Origin of the sequence: Arthrobacter sp. LjRoot14 (genome assembly GCF_964253905.1) — a bacterium.
Classification (GTDB): domain Bacteria; phylum Actinomycetota; class Actinomycetes; order Actinomycetales; family Micrococcaceae; genus Arthrobacter.
Map to the genome: position 1 here is coordinate 2,423,548 of NZ_CAXURL020000001.1, position 20,003 is coordinate 2,443,550.

The 20,003-nt window shown below is 65.6% G+C and carries 15 protein-coding genes; 9 read left to right on the plus strand and 6 right to left on the minus strand.

Features of this window, described 5'->3' with window-relative positions; all coding sequences use genetic code 11:
- Positions 1-59 precede the first annotated feature (59 nt).
- Together ACSQ12_RS10785 and rpsA are read left to right on the plus strand one after the other, a co-directional pair.
- Positions 60-1,349 carry a GNAT family N-acetyltransferase gene (locus ACSQ12_RS10785; RefSeq protein ID WP_436065408.1) on the plus strand — a complete coding sequence of 430 codons (1,290 nt, stop codon included), beginning with the start codon at positions 60-62 and terminating at the stop codon, positions 1,347-1,349.
- A gap of 251 nt (positions 1,350-1,600) precedes the next feature.
- Positions 1,601-3,076, plus strand: coding sequence for a 30S ribosomal protein S1 (gene rpsA / locus ACSQ12_RS10790; protein WP_011691911.1), 1,476 nt, complete (start codon positions 1,601-1,603; stop codon positions 3,074-3,076).
- Positions 3,077-3,187: 111 nt separating this feature from the next.
- Here the strand turns inward: rpsA and ACSQ12_RS10795 are convergent, their stop codons facing one another.
- From ACSQ12_RS10795 to ACSQ12_RS10805, 3 genes are all read right to left on the minus strand, one after another.
- Positions 3,188-3,616 (minus strand): DUF1810 domain-containing protein, encoded by a 429-nt coding sequence (locus tag ACSQ12_RS10795; RefSeq protein ID WP_436065409.1) that lies wholly within the window; start codon positions 3,614-3,616, stop codon positions 3,188-3,190.
- A gap of 967 nt (positions 3,617-4,583) precedes the next feature.
- Positions 4,584-5,135, minus strand: a complete 552-nt coding sequence (locus ACSQ12_RS10800; protein WP_436065410.1) for a GNAT family N-acetyltransferase — start codon at positions 5,133-5,135, stop codon at positions 4,584-4,586.
- A complete protein-coding gene (locus tag ACSQ12_RS10805) occupies positions 5,122-5,808 on the minus strand; it encodes an IMPACT family protein (RefSeq protein WP_436065411.1) in 687 nt (228 codons plus the stop codon). Before ACSQ12_RS10805 ends, ACSQ12_RS10800 begins: the two co-directional genes overlap by 14 nt.
- A 94-nt stretch (positions 5,809-5,902) precedes the next feature.
- Here ACSQ12_RS10805 and coaE point away from each other — a divergent pair, with 94 nt between their 5' ends.
- The 3 genes from coaE to ACSQ12_RS10820 all read left to right on the plus strand — a co-directional run bounded on the left by coaE (position 5,903) and on the right by ACSQ12_RS10820 (position 10,510).
- Positions 5,903-7,195, plus strand: a complete 1,293-nt coding sequence (coaE, locus tag ACSQ12_RS10810; protein ID WP_436065412.1) for a dephospho-CoA kinase — start codon at positions 5,903-5,905, stop codon at positions 7,193-7,195.
- A 40-nt stretch (positions 7,196-7,235) separates the two neighbouring features.
- Entirely contained in the window at positions 7,236-9,317 is a 2,082-nt protein-coding gene (uvrB, locus tag ACSQ12_RS10815) for an excinuclease ABC subunit UvrB (RefSeq protein ID WP_011691916.1), read from the plus strand.
- A 164-nt stretch (positions 9,318-9,481) separates the two neighbouring features.
- Positions 9,482-10,510, plus strand: coding sequence for a TerC family protein (locus tag ACSQ12_RS10820; RefSeq protein WP_043429752.1), 1,029 nt, complete (start codon positions 9,482-9,484; stop codon positions 10,508-10,510).
- Positions 10,511-10,583: 73 nt separating this feature from the next.
- Here the strand turns inward: ACSQ12_RS10820 and ACSQ12_RS10825 are convergent, their stop codons facing one another.
- Genes ACSQ12_RS10825 through ACSQ12_RS10835 form a run of 3 tightly spaced genes read right to left on the minus strand, consistent with a single transcriptional unit; the run spans position 10,584 to position 15,034 of the window.
- Positions 10,584-11,936 carry an alpha/beta fold hydrolase gene (locus ACSQ12_RS10825; protein ID WP_436066981.1) on the minus strand — a complete coding sequence of 451 codons (1,353 nt, stop codon included), beginning with the start codon at positions 11,934-11,936 and terminating at the stop codon, positions 10,584-10,586.
- A 31-nt stretch (positions 11,937-11,967) separates the two neighbouring features.
- Positions 11,968-12,468 carry a GNAT family N-acetyltransferase gene (locus tag ACSQ12_RS10830; RefSeq protein ID WP_209750286.1) on the minus strand — a complete coding sequence of 167 codons (501 nt, stop codon included), beginning with the start codon at positions 12,466-12,468 and terminating at the stop codon, positions 11,968-11,970.
- Positions 12,469-12,487: 19 nt separating this feature from the next.
- Positions 12,488-15,034, minus strand: a complete 2,547-nt coding sequence (locus ACSQ12_RS10835; RefSeq protein ID WP_436065413.1) for a DEAD/DEAH box helicase — start codon at positions 15,032-15,034, stop codon at positions 12,488-12,490.
- A 111-nt stretch (positions 15,035-15,145) separates the two neighbouring features.
- Between ACSQ12_RS10835 and ACSQ12_RS10840 the strand changes: the two genes are divergently transcribed.
- From ACSQ12_RS10840 to ACSQ12_RS10855, 4 genes are all read left to right on the plus strand, one after another.
- The gene (locus ACSQ12_RS10840) at positions 15,146-15,925 is read left to right on the plus strand and encodes a trans-aconitate 2-methyltransferase (RefSeq protein ID WP_436065414.1); all 780 of its coding nucleotides are present in this window, start codon (positions 15,146-15,148) and stop codon (positions 15,923-15,925) included.
- 40 nt (positions 15,926-15,965) lie between these two features.
- A complete protein-coding gene (locus ACSQ12_RS10845) occupies positions 15,966-17,702 on the plus strand; it encodes an ABC transporter ATP-binding protein (protein WP_436066982.1) in 1,737 nt (578 codons plus the stop codon).
- 110 nt (positions 17,703-17,812) lie between these two features.
- Complete coding sequence (locus tag ACSQ12_RS10850; protein WP_436066983.1) at positions 17,813-19,624, plus strand: ABC transporter ATP-binding protein; 1,812 nt, start codon at positions 17,813-17,815, stop codon at positions 19,622-19,624.
- The gene (locus ACSQ12_RS10855; RefSeq protein ID WP_209744846.1) at positions 19,621-20,001 is read left to right on the plus strand and encodes a GntR family transcriptional regulator; all 381 of its coding nucleotides are present in this window, start codon (positions 19,621-19,623) and stop codon (positions 19,999-20,001) included. Before ACSQ12_RS10850 ends, ACSQ12_RS10855 begins: the two co-directional genes overlap by 4 nt.
- Positions 20,002-20,003 lie beyond the last annotated feature (2 nt).

A 20,003-nucleotide genomic window follows, 5' to 3' on the forward strand; every position in this document is an offset into this window, starting at 1 on the left:
GGACGCCACAAGCGGGCGTCCTGCATGGGTCATTCATTCGGTTCAAGGGGGAGCAGTACATGGCAGACAAGTACGAGATCCGGCGGTTCGGGGCGGCAGAGAAGGGTGCGCCCGGATACGAACAGGGAACCAACTGGATCCAGGCCGTGGGCTTCGGATTCCACGACACCCGCAGGAACGATGAATTCGTGGACAAGATCATGTCCATGTACCGCTCGGACCGACGCGAGCTGACCGGCGTCTACCAGACGGGGGAGGTCGCACCGCACGCCTTGGGCGCCGGCATCCCGGTGGCAACCTTCGGGACACTCCGCAGGGACCTCAATGTCGGCTACGGGCGCCAGCTGTTGACGCATATGGTGACGGCGGTGACTGTGCGGGGGACACACCGCCGCCAGGGGCTGCTGCGGCGCATGATGACGGAAGACCTTACCGCAGCGAAGGGCGACGGCCTTGCCATGGCGGCCCTGACCGCTTCGGAGGGCTCCATTTACGGCAGGTTCGGCTACGGCGTTGCAACCTTTGAACGCAGTATCAAGGTGGATACCGGACCGCGGTTCGGGCTCCGTCACGAGCCCTCCGGCACGGTGGAAATCGCCGACCGCAAGGTCCTGCTCGAGCTGGCCCCCGAAGTGTTTGAGCGCGTACACCGGCACACCCCCGGTTCCATCGTCCGCCAGGACGCCTATCGGCAGAACGTGTCCGGGACCGTGGGCCGTGACGGCAACGAAGACGAAGCCATCAAGTGCGCGCTGCACTATGACGCCGCGGGAGCAGTGGACGGCTACGTCTCGTACAAGTTCGCCGGCTGGGACACCAAGCCCTACACGGTGGAAGTGGTGGACCTCGTGGCAGGAACTGATGCCGCGTACCTGGAGCTCTGGCAGTTCCTGGGCAGCATCGACCTGATCCAGCGGGTCAGCTGGGCGGACGCACCGGTGGACGATCCGCTGGTGTGGGCCCTCTCGGACCCCCGCTGTGTTGAGGCCTCCGACCACCGGGACATGCTCTGGCTGCGGATACTGGACAGCGAGAAAGCGCTGGGCGCCCGGCGCTACTCCGCAGACGGACGGCTGGTCCTCGCCGTCGAAGATGCCCTGGGATTCGCCGCCGGCACTTTCGTCCTGGACGTCAGCGGCGGAGAGGCCAGCATTTCGGCAGCGCCGGCAGAGACGCGGCCGGACCTGTCCATGGACGTGGCCGGCCTCGCCTCCATCTACCTCGGAGCTGTGTGTCCGGTGACCTTGAAGGCGGCGGGACGGATCAGGGAACACGCGCCCGGCGCCGCCCTCCGGGCGCGGTTGATGTTCGCCGTCGAACGGGCGCCGCACTGCCTGACGCACTTCTAAGCCGATTCCGGCCGGCCGCCCCGCGGCACGGGCCGGGCGAAAGCGGCCGGCGACCATGCCGGCCGCTTTGACCGGTGTTGGCCGCGGCGACTAGAATAAACGGGCGTGTACTACGTGCACGTGTCTAGAATCCACAAAATCAGGATGAACCTGGCAGACCCATGTGGTCAGCCATCACCCGCGCCCCCGTCCATACGGGTGTGCGGCGGTCCGCCTGACCGACTAACTATCCACAACGGAGCCCCTACTACATGACCATCACCTCCACCGAGAAGCCCGGTACCCCCGTAGTCGCTATTAACGACATCGGTACCGCTGAGGACTTCCTCGCAGCAGTCGACGCCACCATCAAGTACTTCAACGACGGAGACCTCGTCGAAGGTACCGTCGTCAAGGTCGACCGCGACGAAGTTCTGCTCGACATCGGTTACAAGACCGAAGGTGTCATCCCCTCCCGCGAGCTGTCCATCAAGCACGACGTTGATCCCGGAGACGTCGTCTCCGTTGGCGATCAGGTCGAAGCCCTGGTGCTCACCAAGGAAGACAAAGAAGGCCGCCTGATCCTCTCCAAGAAGCGTGCTCAGTACGAGCGCGCCTGGGGCGACATCGAGAAGGTCAAGGAAGAAGACGGTGTCGTCACCGGTACCGTCATCGAGGTTGTCAAGGGTGGTCTTATCCTCGACATCGGTCTGCGCGGCTTCCTGCCCGCATCCCTCGTCGAGATGCGCCGTGTGCGCGACCTTGCTCCGTACATCGGTCAGCAGATCGAAGCCAAGATCATCGAGCTGGACAAGAACCGCAACAACGTTGTGCTGTCCCGCCGTGCATGGCTCGAGCAGACCCAGTCCGAGGTCCGCTCCACGTTCCTCAACAAGCTGGAAAAGGGCCAGGTTCGTCCGGGCGTCGTTTCCTCCATCGTCAACTTCGGTGCCTTCGTGGACCTGGGCGGCGTAGACGGCCTGGTTCACGTTTCCGAGCTGTCCTGGAAGCACATCGACCACCCGTCCGAGGTTGTCGAAGTTGGCCAGGAAGTCACCGTCGAGGTTCTCGAGGTCGACCTGGACCGCGAGCGCGTTTCCCTGTCGCTCAAGGCTACGCAGGAAGATCCGTGGCAGACCTTCGCCCGCACCCACGCCCTCGGCCAGGTTGTTCCGGGTAAGGTCACCAAGCTGGTTCCGTTCGGTGCGTTCGTTCGCGTCGAAGACGGCATCGAAGGCCTCGTTCACATCTCCGAGCTGGCAGTCCGCCACGTGGAGCTGGCAGAGCAGGTTGTCTCCGTTGGTGACGAGCTGTTCGTCAAGGTCATCGACATCGACCTCGAGCGCCGCCGCATCTCCCTCTCCCTCAAGCAGGCTAACGAGGGCGTTGACGCCGACAGCACCGAATTCGATCCGGCTCTCTACGGCATGGCCGCTGAGTACGACGAAGAGGGTAACTACAAGTACCCGGAGGGCTTCGACCCGGAGTCCAACGAGTGGCTTGAAGGCTACGAGAACCAGCGCGCAGCCTGGGAGCAGCAGTACGCTGACGCCCAGACCCGCTGGGAAGCACACAAGAAGCAGGTTGCCCAGCACGCTGCCGACGACGCTGCAGCTGCAACGTCCGGTGACAGCGATTCCGGCACCACCAGCTACTCCTCCGAGCCGGCTGCAGCCGAGACCGGTGCAGGCACGCTTGCTTCGGACGAGGCTCTTGCTGCACTGCGCGAGAAGCTGACCGGCAACTAACTTGCCGGTTCTCCTCCGGACGTGATTCCGGAGGGCCCAGGCAGTTAGCACGCTGAAGGTGGCCGTCCCCGAAAGGGGGCGGCCACCTTTCGTTTAAGCCAGCAACGGTGCTTATCCCAGCAACCGGTCTGTCGCAGGATCCGCGCTCCCGTTGAAATATTGGTCAAGGACTTCCTGGAATACCGGTTCCGCAGGATCTGCACGCAGGAAGAGCGTCATGGAGGACTGCAGCTTCCGGGCGTCGATCCCGCCGAACATCCGGACAGCACTGACCCCGCTGTGGGTAACAACAGCCCGGGCGCACTCGAGCAGCCGCGGACCGAGCACGGGGTGCCCCAAATAGGCTTTGGCCTCGGCCAGGGAGGTGATCGCGTACCTCCGGGAGGTGGAGCTCTGTCCCAGCCCGGCGATCTGGGGAAAGATGAACCACATCCAGTGGCTCTCCTTCGACCCGCCGGTTAGTTCGGCAAGGGCCCTTCGATAGGTTCCGTTGGCGTCCTGGGCCTGCACGAACCGCTCAAGGTCGTAGCGGGTTTCCATGGGCCGGCTCCTCACGTCCGCTGGCACTCCGGTTGGGCATTGTCCGTCCATCAAACCACCGGCCCGGCCGGGTGGCGAGCGGCGGCCGACGTCTAGAGTGTCTTGCATGGACGCCGTGCACCTGCCCGCACCGGAAACCCTGGCCTTCAGTCTCCTGCCCTGGGGGCCTGGCGTTCGTTGAGCGGCAGGAGCAACGGTGGCCGGCGCCGGGACATGTACATGTACTCCCGGCTGAGGGAGTCACCGTGAAGGCGAAGCTTTGCCAGCATCCGCCTGTTGTCAATTGCCTGCTTGAATGTTGCGGCGACGGAGGCAGACGCTAACAATGCTGCAGTCTGCTGCCGCACCTGTCAGATCCGACAGTGTGGAGGATTTTTCCACTACGGTTGCACGATGATCGCTGATTTCCTGAGGGATGACACGCGGAAACTTCCCGCACATCCCGATCCGGCTGCAGTCACTGCTCTACGGATATGGCACTGCAAATACAATTCGCTTGCGGCACTATCCAAGTTCACAAATGTGGAGACTCTTGTCATAGCGACATATCCGGATGCGGGCTTGGAGCCCTTGGCGGGTCTTCTCCGTCTCAGGTACCTGAGCATCATGCACCTTCCCAAAGTCTCTGACCTGCAACCGCTGAGTCAATTGCGGCGACTCAGGACAGCCAGGTTCAGCACACTCCCGTCCTGGGATTCATCTGGCAAGAGGACGATCGTTCGCTCGCTGGAGCCCTTGGCGGGGTTACCGGACCTGGCCCATGTCGAACTTTTTGGTGTGCTCCCCGAGGACGGCCTGCTTCAGCCCCTGGAGCGGTGCCCTGCCCTGGAATCAGTTCGCGTGAGTAGATACAGGAAAAGTGAAGTTAGTCGCTTTTATTCCGTAACGGAACTACGGGACTCTTTCGCACCATCACCCAGCGTGCACGACTGGACCTGACGGTCAAAGGTCCTCCCGCTGGTAGTGGTCAGTGAAGACTGATCCTGGCCGTCAGGGGCGTGGTCACGCCGTCCCCGGCCAGCTCCGCACCGGCGGAGCGAAGGAGCGACTGGGCAGCGGTATTTCCGGCGGTGGTTTCGGCCTGTAGCACGGAGGCGCCGGCGCCCAAAGCCGCGGCGCGGACGAGGTTTAGCGCCCCCCGGCCGACGCCCCGGCCCCGGAAGCTGCGGCCCAGCCACAGCCCGGTTTCCAGGGTCGTAAGGGCCGGTGCTGCCGTTCCGGTGCGTTTGAGCCGGATGGAACCGGCCAGTTGTCCGCCGCAGCTGATGGCCCACGTCTTCTGGGCGGCCGGTCCGTCGAGGCCGGCGGCCGCGGCGCGATGGTAGTCGCGGAACCAGCTGACCCGTTCCGCGTTCCAGCCGGGAGTGGCGCCCAGCGGGGGAGTGACGTCGTCGGCAGCAGCGTCGGTGAGGGCGACGTCCAGGAGCTCCTCCAGGATCTCCTCGGTGACGTCCAGCAGTTCCACGCGGCCGGCGTGAGGTGCCGGTGAAGAAGGGGACGTCGGTTCAGAAGGGCACATCGATCCATTCCGTTTCTCCCGGACGCAGGACGGCGCTCCCTGCTGTCATGGACGCAAGCCGTTCGGCGCCGCGCTCAAGTTCTTCAGCCTGGTCAGCCAGGGCAAGCCTGAGGACCGTGGTGCTGGCCCCGTAGCTGGTTTCCGCCATCACGTAGCCGGCAGCCCGGAGGTCGTTCTCCAGCCGGCCGGCCGCCGAATGCGGAATCTCCACGGAACAGATCCTCAGCCGGCTCCGCCGAACGAGTGGTGCCAGGTCCAGCGCGGAGGACACCGACTCCGAGTAGGCCCGCACCAGGCCGCCCGCGCCCAGCAGGATCCCGCCAAAATAGCGGACGACGACGGCGCTGACGTCGCTGAGGTCAGTCACCCCGGGAGCGGTTGCGCGCCGGATGAGGGCCTCCAGCATGGGAATACCCGCAGTTCCGGAGGGCTCCCCGTCGTCGCTGGAACGCTGGATGTCCCGGTCCGGTCCCAGGACGAACGCTGAGCAGTGGTGCCGGGCGTCGTGGAATTCCTTGCGCAGTCCGGCCACGAGTGCCCTTGCGCCGTCCTCGTCGCCGGTTCGCCGGATCACGGTGATGAACCTGGACCGTTTGATCTCAAGTTCATGGCGGAAGTCGGGCCCGGCCGCAAGGGTGGTGTAGGCAGTTGCCCTGCTCTGTTGCTCTTGCACCGCCCAAGTCTAGTCCGGGCGTGGGCCCACGCCGCCAGGGTTCCACGGGCGAGCGGAGCGAGGTCAGGGGGGCGGTGGGGACTAGTCTGGTGGGGTGCTGAAGATCGGGTTGACGGGCGGCATCGCCTCTGGGAAGTCAGTTGTTGCTTCGCGTTTGCGGGAGCTCGGGGCGGTGCTGGTCGACGCCGACGCCCTCGCCCGTGAGGTGGTGGAGCCGGGCACCCCCGGACTTGCCAGCGTGGTGGAGGCCTTCGGGCAGGACATGCTGGGTGCCGACGGCGGACTGGACCGGGCGCGGCTGGGCGCGCTGGTGTTCGGCAACCCGGACCGGCTCGCAGTACTCAACAGCATCGTTCATCCGCTGGTCCGGGAGCGGGCCGCAGCGATGATCGGCACCGCCCCCCGCGGCGCCGTCGTCGTGCAGGACATACCCCTGCTGGTGGAAACGGGCCAGGGCAGCAATTTCCATCTGGTGTTGGTGGTGGATGCCCCGGACGAGGTGCGGGTTCAGCGCATGGTGGAACACCGGGACATGACCGAGGAGCAGGCGCGGTCCAGGATGGCGGCGCAGGCCGCCAGGGATGTCCGCCGTGCTGCGGCGGACGTGGTGCTGGACAACTCCGGAACCGTCGACGAGCTTAAAGCCGCCGTCGACGCGCTGTGGACCCGCCGGCTGGCCCCCTTCGCGGACAACATCAGCAAGGAACGGCCGGCCCCGCGCACGGGCGGCCCCGTGCTTGCCCCGGCCGATCCCACGTGGGCGACGCAGGCGGCGCGGCTCGCCGCCCGGATCCAGGCTGCCGTCCCGGCGGACATCCTGGCGGTGGATCATATCGGGTCCACGGCGGTGCCCGGGCTCGACGCCAAGGACATCATCGACCTCCAGCTGACCGTTACCGACCTGGCGACTGCCGACCGGATTGCGCCGCTGCTCGCCGCGGCAGGCTTTCCGCTGTGGCCCGGGGTGTTTGCTGATAGCCCCAAGCCTTCGCACCCCGACCCGGCGGACTGGGCCAAACGCCTGCACGGAAACGCGGACCCCGGCCGGCAGGTGAACCTGCACGTCCGGCCTGCCGGCTCGCCCGGGTGGCGGTTCGCCTTGTCTTTCCGGGACTGGCTCCGCGAGGACGCTGCGGCAAGGGCCGACTACCTGGCGGAGAAGCGGAGGGTTGCCGCGCTCCACACAGTGGACAGATCGACGGCCGGCTACGCAGCGGACAAGGAAGCGTGGTTTACGAAGCACGCCGCCAGCCGGATGGACGAGTGGGTGAAACGCACGGGATGGCAGCCGCCGTCGTATGCCACACCCATGGCCGCCGGCGCGGCAGGCGGTCCAGCCGACATCGGGGAAGGCCGAGGCACAGCCGGCAGTACCGCCCAAAGCTGAATCACGGCACGATGTCGGTGCCCGGCGGTAGATTAGATTCATGAGTCTTGCCCAGGAAATCAACCGCGTCGTGGCTCCTTTCGAGGTCATCAGCGAGTTCAAGCCGGCAGGCGACCAGCCTGCCGCCATCGCTGAGCTGACGGAGCGCATCAAGAACGGCGAAAAGGACGTGGTGCTGCTTGGCGCCACCGGCACGGGCAAAAGCGCGACGACGGCCTGGCTCATCGAGCAGGTCCAGCGCCCTACCCTGGTGATGGTGCAGAACAAGACCCTCGCCGCGCAGCTGGCCAACGAATTCCGGGAACTGCTCCCGAACAACGCCGTCGAGTACTTCGTGTCGTACTACGACTACTACCAGCCCGAGGCCTACGTGGCGCAGACGGACACTTTCATCGAGAAGGACTCCTCGGTGAACGAGGAAGTCGAACGGCTCCGCCACTCCGCCACCAATGCGCTGCTGACCCGCCGCGACGTGATCGTGGTGGCCACCGTGTCCTGCATTTACGGCCTGGGCACGCCGGAAGAGTACATCGCCGGCATGGTGACCCTCCGCAAGGGGGCTGAGATGAACCGCGACGACCTGCTCCGGAAGTTCGTCTCCATGCAGTACGCCCGCAACGACATGGACTTCCACCGCGGCACGTTCCGGGTCCGCGGCGACACCGTGGAAATCATCCCGATGTACGAGGAACTGGCCATCCGGATCGAGTTCTTCGGTGACGAAATCGAGAACATCCACACCCTGCATCCGCTGACCGGCGAAGTGATCCGGGATGAGGAAGAGATGTACGTATTCCCGGCGTCGCACTACGTGGCCGGTCCGGAACGCATGAGCCGGGCGATCAAGCGGATCGAAGACGAGCTCGCCGAGCGGCTGCAGGTGCTTGAAAGCCAGAACAAGCTCGTCGAGGCCCAGCGGCTCCGGATGCGCACCACGTACGACCTCGAAATGATGCAGCAGATGGGCTTCTGCAACGGCATCGAGAACTACTCCTCGCATATCGACGGCCGCGCCCGCGGAACCGCGCCGCACTGCCTCCTCGACTACTTCCCCGACGACTTCCTGCTGGTCATCGACGAATCCCACGTCACCGTTCCGCAGATCGGCGCCATGTACGAGGGCGACATGTCCCGCAAGCGGAACCTGGTGGACTTCGGCTTCCGCCTGCCTTCAGCGATGGACAACCGGCCGCTCAAGTGGGACGAGTTCCAGGAGCGCGTGGGCCAGACCGTCTACCTTTCGGCCACCCCCGGCAAGTACGAACTCGGCAAGTCCGACGGTTTCGTGCAGCAGATCATCCGGCCCACCGGCCTGATCGATCCCGAGGTGGTAGTGAAACCCACCAAGGGCCAGATCGACGACCTGCTGGGCGAGATCAAGACCCGCACCGCGAAGAACGAACGCGTCCTGGTCACCACCCTCACCAAACGGATGGCCGAGGACCTCACCGACTACCTGCTGGGCCACGGCGTGAAGGTGGAATACCTGCACTCCGACGTGGACACGCTCCGCCGCGTGGAACTCCTCCGGGAACTCCGCATGGGTGTCTTCGACGTCCTGGTGGGTATCAACCTGCTCCGCGAAGGCCTGGACCTGCCCGAAGTCTCCCTCGTGAGCATCCTGGACGCGGACAAGGAAGGCTTCCTGCGTTCCTCCACGTCACTGATCCAGACCATCGGACGCGCAGCCCGTAACGTCTCGGGACAGGTGCACATGTACGCCGACCGCATCACCGACTCCATGGCGCACGCCATCGACGAAACCAACCGCCGGCGGGCCATCCAGGTCGCCTACAACACTGAACACGGCATCGACCCGCAGCCGCTGCGGAAGAAGATCGCAGACATCACCGACCAGCTCGCCAAAGAGGACGCCGACACGCGCGAACTGCTCGCCGCCTCCGGGAAGACCCGCGGCAAGGGCAAGGGCGCGTCGACTGTGCGCGCGGACGGTCTGGCGGCCGCGCCGGCGGAGGACCTCGTGGGACTCATCGAGCAGCTGACGGAACAGATGCACGCCGCGGCCGGCGAACTCCAGTTCGAACTCGCGGCCCGGCTGCGGGATGAAGTAGGGGAGTTGAAGAAGGAACTGCGGCAGATGCAGGCAGCGGGGCACGCCTAGGGTAAAGTTATTGTCACGTAGGGGAGTATCCCAAGCGCTACGATCGTCAACACGCACGGCATAGATGCCCTGCCGGGCGTAGCGGGCTGCCGATTCAGCACCAAGTGCACAGGCAAGCCGGAGAGACTTACACCGCATCTCTGTACCCTGCGAAAGGCATCCCTGTGCTCGATTTACCCGTTTGGTTTGAGGTCGGCTCATTCGTCGTCCTCGGCCTCATCCTCGCTTTCGACCTCCTCCTGGTGCTGCGCCGCCCGCACGAGCCTTCCATGAAGGAAGCCGGCCTGTGGGTCACGTTCTATGTTGCCCTGGCCCTGGTCTTTGCGGGTGCGATGTTTGCCTTCACGGGCCCGGAATTTGGCGGGCAGTTCGTTGCTGGCTGGGTGACGGAGTACAGCCTCAGCATCGATAACCTCTTTGTGTTCATCATCATCATGGCGCGCTTCTCGGTGCCCCGTAAGTACCAGCAGGAAGTGTTGATGGTGGGCATCATCATCGCGCTGATCCTGCGCGGCATCTTCATCCTGCTCGGCGCCATCGTCATCGAGCAGTTCAGCTGGGTCTTCTACATCTTCGGCGCCTTCCTGCTCTGGACCGCGTGGAAGCAGGCCCAGGACGAGGGTGAAGACGAAGAGGACAAGGAAAACCCGCTGATCGCGAAGCTCCGCAAGGTGATTCCGATGTCGGAGAAGTTCGACGGCGGCAAGCTGCGCACCACGGTTGACGGCAAGAAGGTCTTCACCCCCATGCTGATCGTTTTCGTCACGATCGGGTTGACCGACCTGCTCTTCGCTGTTGACTCCATCCCGGCGATCTTCGGCCTGACGCAGAGTCCGTTCATCGTCTTCACCGCAAACCTGTTCGCCCTGATGGGCCTGCGCCAGCTGTACTTCCTGCTGGGCGGCCTGATGAACCGCCTGATCTACCTGAAGCACGCGCTGTCCTTCATCCTGGCGTTCATTGGCGTCAAGCTGGTCCTCCACGCGATGCACGTCAACGAGCTCCCCTTCATCAACGGCGGCAAGCACATCGAATGGGCCCCGGAAATCCCCACGTTCGTGTCCCTTGCCGTCATCGTCGGCACCATCATCGTCGCCGTGATTGCCAGCCTGGTGAGCTCCAAGGCCGCACAGGCGAAAGTGGACGCCCGCCTCGAAGAGGATGCCCGCAAGAGCATGAGCGACGCCGACTAGGCTCCCGCACCGCCCAACGCACAGAAAACCCCGGCCGCATGGGTGGCCGGGGTTTTCTGTTTTCCGGATCCGCTTAGTTGCGGACTGAGCGCACCATTCCCAGCAGCCGCCCGAAGATGCCTTCGCCGTCGTCCGCGATGCCGTCGTGGTGGAAGTCCGCGGTCTCCCAGACCTGGAGCCCGCGCACGGCCGAAGCCGTTTCGAGCGAAAGGTCCCGGTCAACGTAGATGTCCTCGCTGTACACCGCCGCAGCAACGGGAACGGTGTTCGCTCCCAGCCGCTCCAGGTCATACAGCGGCTTCCAGCCGGATTTCTCGGCCAGCAGTTGGGCAACATCGCGCAGCGGCCGGAGCGCGGCGTCCTGTTCGAAGTACCAGGGATAGACCATTTCCCCGGTCAGCAGCGGCTCGGCAGCGTCCGGGCGGAATTCGGGAAAGTCCTGGAGTACGCGCAACGCGGCCCAGTCCGTCGCTTCCTGCTGCCCGTAGATGGACTCGTGCATGAGTGCATACAGCGGGTTCCCTGCACGGGTGACGACCCCACGTACCTGCTCCAGGAACGCGTCCGAAAGGCGGTCGCCGGCGGGCGTGGCCACGAAGGCGTCCTCGAGCAGATGGTGCAGGGTGTCCACCCGGGTGTTTCCGCCAAGGAACGAGCCCACCATCTGGAAACGCTCCACGGTGAGCCGCTCGCCGTCGGGCAGGTGCTCCACCGTTTCGCGAAGGTGACGGGCAATGCGGGTGACCGCGGCGCGGTCCTCGGGGTAGGACTTGAAGTATTCTGCGTTGCGGGCCGCGACGCGGCGGTAGGTGGCCTGGTACACACGGTCCGCAGGGCCCTGCAGGGGAGCCAGCCCGCCGGTGATGAGCGCCTCGCGCAGACCGTGCGGCGCGAAAGAGAGGTAGCTGAGGGCACAGAAGCCGCCGTAGCTTTGCCCGTAGATGGTCCACGGTGCGGACCCTAGGGCATACCGGATCGCTTCCGCGTCAGCCACGATCGAGTCCGCCCGGAAGTGCGTCAGGTACTCCAGCTGGTCCGTTTCGTTCCCCCGAAGCGGGAGCGTGTTGCGGTCGATTGGAGTGGACAGCCCCGTGCCGCGCTGGTCCAGCATGAGGATACGGAAATCCCTGGCGGCGGCCTTGCTCCAGCCGCCCAGGGAGGGGAAACGGTTGCCGCGTCCGCCGGGGCCGCCCTGAAGGTACAGCAGCCACGGCAGCCTGGCGGCATCTTCCTCGCTGTGGTCGGCGGAGACGTACTCGCGCGCAAACACGGTGATGGTTTCCCCGGTACCGCCGCCGAAATGATCCAGCGGCACCTCGAAATAGTGCTCGGCGGTGCGCATCCCGCGGTACTCATGGCGGGCCTTGACGGTGTGCGGGACGGCATCGGGAACCTTGGCGGCGGCATCGGCTGCGGCCTCCAGCATTCCCACGGCGGAGAGCCCGGTCATCGGTAGGTCAGCCAAGGACCTGCGCCTCGCGGGACGTCCCGAAGGATTCGAGGGCTTCCCCCGTCAGCCGGAAAGTGGACCATTCTTCCATGGGAAAGGCGCCCAGCTTCTTGTAGAAGTTGATGGAAGGTTCGTTCCAGTCCAGAACGCTCCACTCAACGCGCGCGTAACCACGTTCGACGGCGGTGGCCGCCAGGTGCTGCAACAGCGCCTTGCCGTGGCCTTCGCCGCGGGCCTCCGGGGTCACGTAAAGGTCCTCCAAGTAGATGCCGTGGACGCCTTCCCAGGTGGAGTAGTTCAGGAACCAGAGCGCGAAGCCGCGGACGTCACCGGATTCGTTCTCCGCCATCGCGGCGTATACCCGCGGATTTTCGCCGAAGAGGACCCCGGCGAGCATTTCCGGGGTGTTCCGGACGGCGTGGGGTTCCTTCTCGTAGATGGCCAGTTCGTGGATCATCTGCAGGATGACGGGGACGTCTTCAACGGTTGCGGGGCGGATTACACTCATTGTTCGAGTTTACTAGCGACTACAGCCGGTTCACGTCGGTCACCCGGACCACTGCCGTGCCGGTTTCGTCGGACGCCGCCAGGTCCACCTCAGCCGAGATGCCCCAGTCGTGGTTCCGGGCGGGATCGTCGAAGATCTGCCGCACTTTCCAGATCCCGGGTTCCTCGGTGATGATCAGCAGGCCCGGTCCGCGGGCGTCCGGCCCGGTGCCGATGTCATTGTGTTCGTCGAAGTAGTCGTCCAGGACGTCTTCCCAGCGTTCGGCATCCCAGCCGGCGGCGCCGTCGAGCTCGCCCAGATCGGTGGCCGCCTCATCGGCGAAGAGCTCCACGCGCCGGAACATCTCGTTCCGCACCATGACCCGGAAGGCCCTGATGTTGGACGTCAGTGACGGCGGGGGAGGCGGGGGCGCGTCATGCGGAGTCGGGGCGGCGCCGGAGGTCAGCTCCTCCCATTCGTCCAGGAGGCTGGAATCGACCTGGCGGACCAGCTCGCCCAGCCACGCAATCAGGTCCTCGAGGTCCTCCCTCAGGGCGTCCTGCGGCACAGTCTGCCGCAGTGCCTTGAAGCCGTCGGCGAGGTACCGCAGCACAATGCCTTCGGAGCGGGCCAGCCCGTAGAACTGGACGAATTCGCCGAAGTTCATCGCCCGTTCGTACATGTCCCGGACCACCGATTTGGGGGCGAGTTCGAAGTCGCCCACCCACGGCGCGGCCTTGCGATAGACATCGAAGGCCTCGCCAAGGATTTCCGCGAGCGGTTGCGGATAGGTGACGTCCTCCAGCATGGCCATGCGCTGGTCGTACTCAATGCCGTCGGCCTTCATGGCGGCGATGGCTTCGCCGCGGGCCTTCTTCTGCTGGGCCGAGAGGATCTGCCGGGGCTTCTCCAGCGTGGATTCGATGACGGACACCACATCTAGGGCGTACGACGGCGACTCCGGATCGAGGAGTTCCAGCGCCGCCAGCGCGAACGGCGAGAGGGGCTGGTTCAGCGCGAAGTTGGCCTGCAGGTGGACCGTGAGCCGGACGGTCCTGCCGTCCGGGCCCTGTTCCTCGGGCGGAATCCGCTCCACAACTCCCGCGGCCAGCAGCTCCCGGTAGATGCCCAGTGCCTTCTTCATCAGCTGCAGCTGTGAACTGCGGGGTTCGTGGTTTTCGGTGAGCAGGCGGCGGGCGGCCTTGAACGGGTCGCCGGGGCGTTCCATCAGGTTCATGAGCATGGCGTGCGTCACGGTGAAGCTCGACGTCAGCGGGTCCGGGACGGAGCTCACCAGCCGGTTATAGGTCGGTTCGCCCCAGGAGACGAAGCCCTCCGGCGGCTTGCGCTTGACCACCTGGCGGAGCTTCTTCTGGTCGTCGCCGAACTTGGCGGTGGCCTTGGCCATCGCCTTGACGTTTTCGATCACATGTTCAGGAGCCTGCACCACCACGGTGCCGGCGGTGTCGTAGCCGGCCCGGCCCGCGCGGCCCGCGATCTGGTGGAACTCGCGCGAGTTCAGCAGCCGGGTGCGGACGCCGTCGTACTTGCTCAGTGCGGTGAGCAGGACGGTGCGGATGGGCACGTTGATCCCAACGCCCAGTGTGTCGGTGCCGCAGATGACCTTGAGCAGGCCGGCCTGCGCCAGTTGCTCCACCAGCCGCCGGTACTTCGGCAGCATGCCGGCGTGGTGGACGCCGATGCCGTGCCGCACCAGGCGGTTGAGGGTCTTGCCGAACCCGGCCGCAAAACGGAAGCCGGCAATCAGCTCAGCGATCTTGTCCTTCTCCTCGCGGGTGCAGACGTTGATGCTCATCAGGTTCTGCGCCCGGTCTATTGCCTCAAGCTGGCTGAAGTGGACCACATAAACGGGCACCTGCTTGGTGGACAGCAGCTCCTCGAGGGTCTCGTGGACAGGTGTCTGCTCGTAGTAGTAGTGCAGCGGAATCGGACGCTCAGCGGAACTGACGGTCGTCGTCGGGCGCCCCGTCAGTTCCGTGAGGCCGGCCTCGAAGCGGCTGACATCACCGAGCGTGGCGGACATCAGCAGGAACTGCGCCTGCGGGAGCTCCAGCAGCGGTACCTGCCAGGCCCAGCCGCGCTGGGGGTCGGAGTAAAAGTGGAACTCGTCCATGATCACTGCGCCGAGGTCCGCTCCGGCGCCCTCGCGAAGGGCGATGTTGGCCAGGATTTCCGCGGTGCAGCAGATGATGGGCGCGTCCTGGTTGACGCCCGAGTCGCCGGTAATCATGCCCACGTTTTCGGCGCCGAAGATGTCGCACAGGGCGAAGAATTTCTCCGAGACGAGGGCCTTGATGGGTGCCGTGTAGTAGCTGCGGTCCCCGCGTGCCATGGCCTGGAAGTGCGCGGCGATTGCCACCAGGGACTTGCCGGAACCGGTGGGTGTAGCCAGAATGACGTTGTCCCCGGACGCCAGCTCCATAATGGCTTCGTCCTGTGCGGCGTAGAGGGACAACCCGCGGCTTTCCGTCCATTCGACGAAGCGGGTGTAGAGCTCGTCCGGATCGTGGTCCGTCCCGCTGGACGTGCGTTCGGCCGGGACAGGGAGCTGCTCAACGAGTTTCATTGCTTTCAAGCTTAGTGCCCGCCGCCAATGGGTGGTTCCTCCTTGGTCGCGGGGCCGGGCCGGGCTAGGCTCGGCCTGACGGCAACAGCACGAGCCATTGGAGGGGCGTCTTTGAAGTGGGATCCAGCGAAGTACGTGGAGTTCGGAAACCACCGCGACAGGCCATATTTTGACCTCACCGCGCGGGTCCATGCTGAGAGTCCCCGCAACGTCGTGGACCTTGGCTGCGGTCCGGGCAGCCTGACCGCCACCCTGGCGGAGCGCTGGCCCGCTGCCCGGGTGGTGGGCGTCGACTCATCTGCCGAGATGCTCCTCAAGGCAGCGGAGCACTCGGTGCAGGCGGCCAACCTTTCCTTTACGCTGCAGGACATCGCCGACTGGATGCCATCGGAGCGCACCGACGTGGTGGTGTCGAACGCGGCGCTGCAATGGGTCCCCGGCCATCCCGCCCTGCTGGCCGGCTGGCTGGAGGCGCTCACGCCCGGTGCGTGGTTTGCCCTGCAGGTACCCGGGAATTTCAGGTCCCCCTCCCATGTGCTCATGCGGCAGCTGGCGGAGTCCGGCCGCTGGAAGGACGCGCTCGACGGCGTGCTGCGCCACGACGATGCCGTCGCCGAACCCGCCGGCTACCTGAACATCATGCTCGACGCCGGCTGTGACGCAGACGCGTGGGAAACCACCTACCAGCAGGTGCTCCACGGACCGGATCCGGTGCTGGAATGGGTCAGGGGAGCCGGACTGAGGCCGGTACTGGCGGCGCACTCACCCGAGGAGGCGGCTGAATTCGAAGCGGAATATTCCGCACTGCTCAAGGACGCCTATCCCGCCACGGCCCACGGCACAGTGTTTCCGTTCCGAAGGATCTTCGCAGTCGCGCGGAAACGGGGCTGAGCATGGCGCGACGGCGGGAGGAGCTTCGGTGCTCCGGGGCATGATGATGCGGCTGCTCGCCGCGCATAAGCCTGCCGTTCTGGCCATCGTGGTGCTGCAGTTCGTCCAGACCACGGCCAACCTCTTCCTGCCCACGCTCAATGCCGCCGTCATCGACGATGGAATCGTCAAGGGAAATACGGACCTCATCCTCCGGCTGGGCGGCTGGATGGCCGCAATTGCCGCCGTCCAGGTTGCGGCCGCGCTGGCCGCGGGGTACTTCAGCGCCACTGTGGCCATGAAGCTTGGCCGCCAGCTGCGCCAGGAGCTGTTCGCCAAAGTCCAGTCCATGTCCTCCCAGGAAGTCGGGACGTTCGGCGTACCCAGCCTGGTCACACGGGCCACCAATGATGTCCAACAGATCCAGGCGCTGGCCGTGCTGGTCTTCACGATGCTCGTGGCGGCCCCGGCCATGGGCATCGGCGGCATTGTCCTGGCCCTTGACCAGGACGTTGTCCTCTCCGGCATCGTGGTGGCCATCGTGCCCCTGCTGGTTCTCATCATGTACGTGATCGTCCGCCGCCTGGTGCCCCTGTACCGGCAGGGCCAGGTACTGATCGACCGGATCAGCCGGGTGCTGCGCGAGCAGATCATCGGAGCCAACGTGATCCGCGCGTTCGTCCGCCAGGCACACGAGGCGCGACGCTTCGCCGTCGTGAACCGCGAACTGACCCGCAACAACCTGCAGTCGGCGCTGCTGGTGGCGGGGATGCTCCCGCTGATCATGATTGTGGTTAATTTGTCGTCAGTGGCGGTGGTGTGGTTCGGCGGCCACAGGATCCAGGCCGGGGACATGCAGATCGGCTCGCTGACAGCCTTCATCGCCTACATCCTGCAGATCCTCATCGCCATCATGATGGCGATGTACGTGCTGATGACCGCTCCCCGCGCAGCCGTCTGCGCCGAACGGATCCAGGCGGTGCTGGACACCCGCCCGGCCATCGCGGACCCCCTGATCTCACGGGCAGGGCTGCCTCCGGGGCGCCGCACGCCGGGCGGGACTGTGGAATTCCGCGGCGTCACCTTTGCCTATCCCGGAGCGGAAGCGCCCGTGCTGGACGGCATCAGCTTCACCGCTTCGCCGGGTACCACCACTGCCATCATCGGTTCAACGGGCAGCGGGAAGTCGACGCTGCTCAACCTGCTGCCACGGTTCCTGGACGCCACGTCCGGTGAGGTCCTGATCGGCGGCCACAACGTGCGCTCACTTCCGCTTCATTTCCTGCGGGACAGCCTGTCGCTGGTGCCCCAGCGCGCCTACCTCTTTTCCGGCACCGTGGCAGAGAACCTGCGCATCGCGGCCCCTGGCGCCAGCGAGGAGGACATCCTCCGGGCACTCCGTGCCGCCCAGGCGGAGGACTTCGTGCGCGAACTGCCGGACGGGATCCACAGCGCCGTGAGCCAGGGCGGAACCAACTTTTCCGGCGGGCAGCGCCAGCGCCTGTGCATTGCCCGGGCACTGCTCCGGGACGCTCCCGTGTACCTTTTCGACGACAGCTTCTCTGCCCTGGACTACGCAACGGACGGCCGGCTCCGCCAGGCGCTTGCGCCGCTCACCCGCCGGTCCACGGTGATCATCGTGGCCGAGCGCATCGCCACCATCCTCGACGCGGGCCTGATCCTGGTGCTGGACCAGGGCAGGCTCGTTGCGCAGGGGACGCACACGGAACTCATGCGCACGTCGACCGTGTACCAGGAGATCGCTGCCTCACAGCTCGCTCTGGGAGGCAGGCTGTGACCGCGCCCACTACAACGACGACGGCGGACAACGCCGCAGGCAGCGCCGGGGGTGGCGCTTGGGTCACCGGCAGGCGGCTCCTGCGGCTGCTGCGTCCCGTCACCTGGCGCATGCTCGCCGCCGTCGCGGCCACGTGCGCCTTTGTGGCGCTTAACGTGTCGGCGCCCAAACTGTTGGGCGACGCCACCGACGTCGTGGTTGAAGGTGTTTTTGGAGGGACCTTCAACGAACAGAAGCTGGCTTCCTTGCTTCTCATCGTGGCAGTGATGTACATCGGCGCCTCGGCCTTCAGCTGGGTGCAGGGAGCTGTCACGGCCACGGCGGTCCAACGCGTGAGCTACCGGCTGCGGGCCGCGGTGGAGGACAAACTGGCCAGGCTGCCGTCCGCGCATTTCGACGAGCAGCGCCGCGGCGACGTCCTGAGCCGGGCAACCAACGACGTCGACAATATTTCACAGGCCCTGAACCAGTTGCTGAACCAGCTGATCCTGTCGGTGCTGATGCTGCTCGGCGCCCTGTCCATGATGCTGTGGATTTCGCCGCTGCTGGCGGTCATTGCGCTCGTGACCGTGCCGTTTTCCACGGTGGTCACGGTGCTGGTGGCCCGGAAGTCGCAGGCTCATTTTTCCGAGCAATGGAGCACTACAGGCGAACTCAACGCGCATCTTGAGGAGTACATCACGGGCCACGAGGTACTCAAGGCTTTCGGCCGGCAGGGCCTGGCCACCGAAACCTTCACCAACAGCAACGACAGGCTCTTCCGGACCAGCGCCCGCGCCCAGTATGTTTCCGGCGCAGTGCAGCCCCTCCTGGTGTTCGTCTCCAACCTCAATTACATTGCCGTGGCTGTGGTGGGGGCCCTGCAGGTCACGGCCGGGGCCATGACCATCGGCGGGGTCCAGGCGTTCATCCAGTTCAGCAGGCTTTTCAGCCAGCCCATCGGCCAGATTGGCGGTATGGTCACCTTGATCCAGTCCTGCATTGCGTCGGCGGAGCGTGTGTTCGCCCTGCTGGATGCGGCGGAGATTTCGCCGGACGGGGTAGAACCGGACGGGGCGGAACCGGACGGGCTAGAACCGGACGGGGCGGAACCGGACGGGCTAGAACCGGACGGGGCGGAACCGGCAGGCGCCCGCCAGCCCGGGGCAGGTGCCAGCGGCGGACGGGTCGTGTTCGACGCCGTCACCTTCGGCTACACCAGCGGGGCTCCGGTGGTCCGGGAACTGTCCTTCACCGCCGAGCCCGGGCAGACCGTGGCCATCGTGGGCCACACCGGGGCCGGCAAGACCACCATGATGAACCTGCTCATGAGGTTCTACGAGCTGGATAGCGGCCGGATCACCATCGACGGTGCGGACATCGCGGGGCGCTCCCGCGACGAGCTGCGTTCCATGATCGGGATGGTGCTGCAGGACGCCTGGGTGTTCACCGGCTCCATCCGGGAAAACATCGAATACGGCCGTCCCGGCGCGAGCGAAGCCGACGTCGTTGCGGCCGCCGAAGCCTCGCTGGTGGACCACTTCGTGCGGGCCCTCCCCGACGGCTATGCCACCATGCTGGGCAACGACGGCGACACCCTGAGCCAGGGGCAGCGGCAGCTGATCACCATCGCCAGGGCCCACCTCGCCGGCCGGAGCATCCTGGTGCTGGACGAGGCAACGAGTTCCGTGGACACCCGCACGGAGGTTCAGATCCGGCAGGCGATGCAACGGCTGCGCCATGGCCGGACCAGCTTCGTGATTGCCCACCGTTTGTCCACGGTGCGGGACGCTGATCTAATTCTGGTCATGGACCACGGACGAATCGTTGAACAAGGGAACCACCAACAGCTGCTGGCAGCCAACGGCCACTACAGCAGGCTCTACGATGCCCAGTTTGCCGGCGGGCAAGAGTCCCTGCGGGCAGGGGCGTCCGAGCTGTGAGCGGCGCGAATGAGTTCCCGGGGACCTGGAAACCGAACCAGGGCAGTTCGGTACCGCTCTTCGAACAGCTGCGCCTAAACATCATCGAGCGGGCGGACAGCGGGGCCCTCGCTGCCGGTACCCGCCTTCCCGCCGTGCGGAGCCTCGCCACCGCACTGGGCGTCGCACCGCACACCGTCGCCCGGGCGTACAAGGAGCTGGAAGCGGCCGGGGTGGTTGCCACCCGTGGCCGGCACGGCACCGTGATCTGCGCCAGGGACGAGGCCTGGACATCGTTGACCGCAGTGGCGGCGGAATTCGCCGCGGCGGCGAAGGCCCAGGGCGCCAGCTTCGCGGAGGCAGTGCAGCTGCTTGCGGCCGCCTACGACGCGGAATAGGC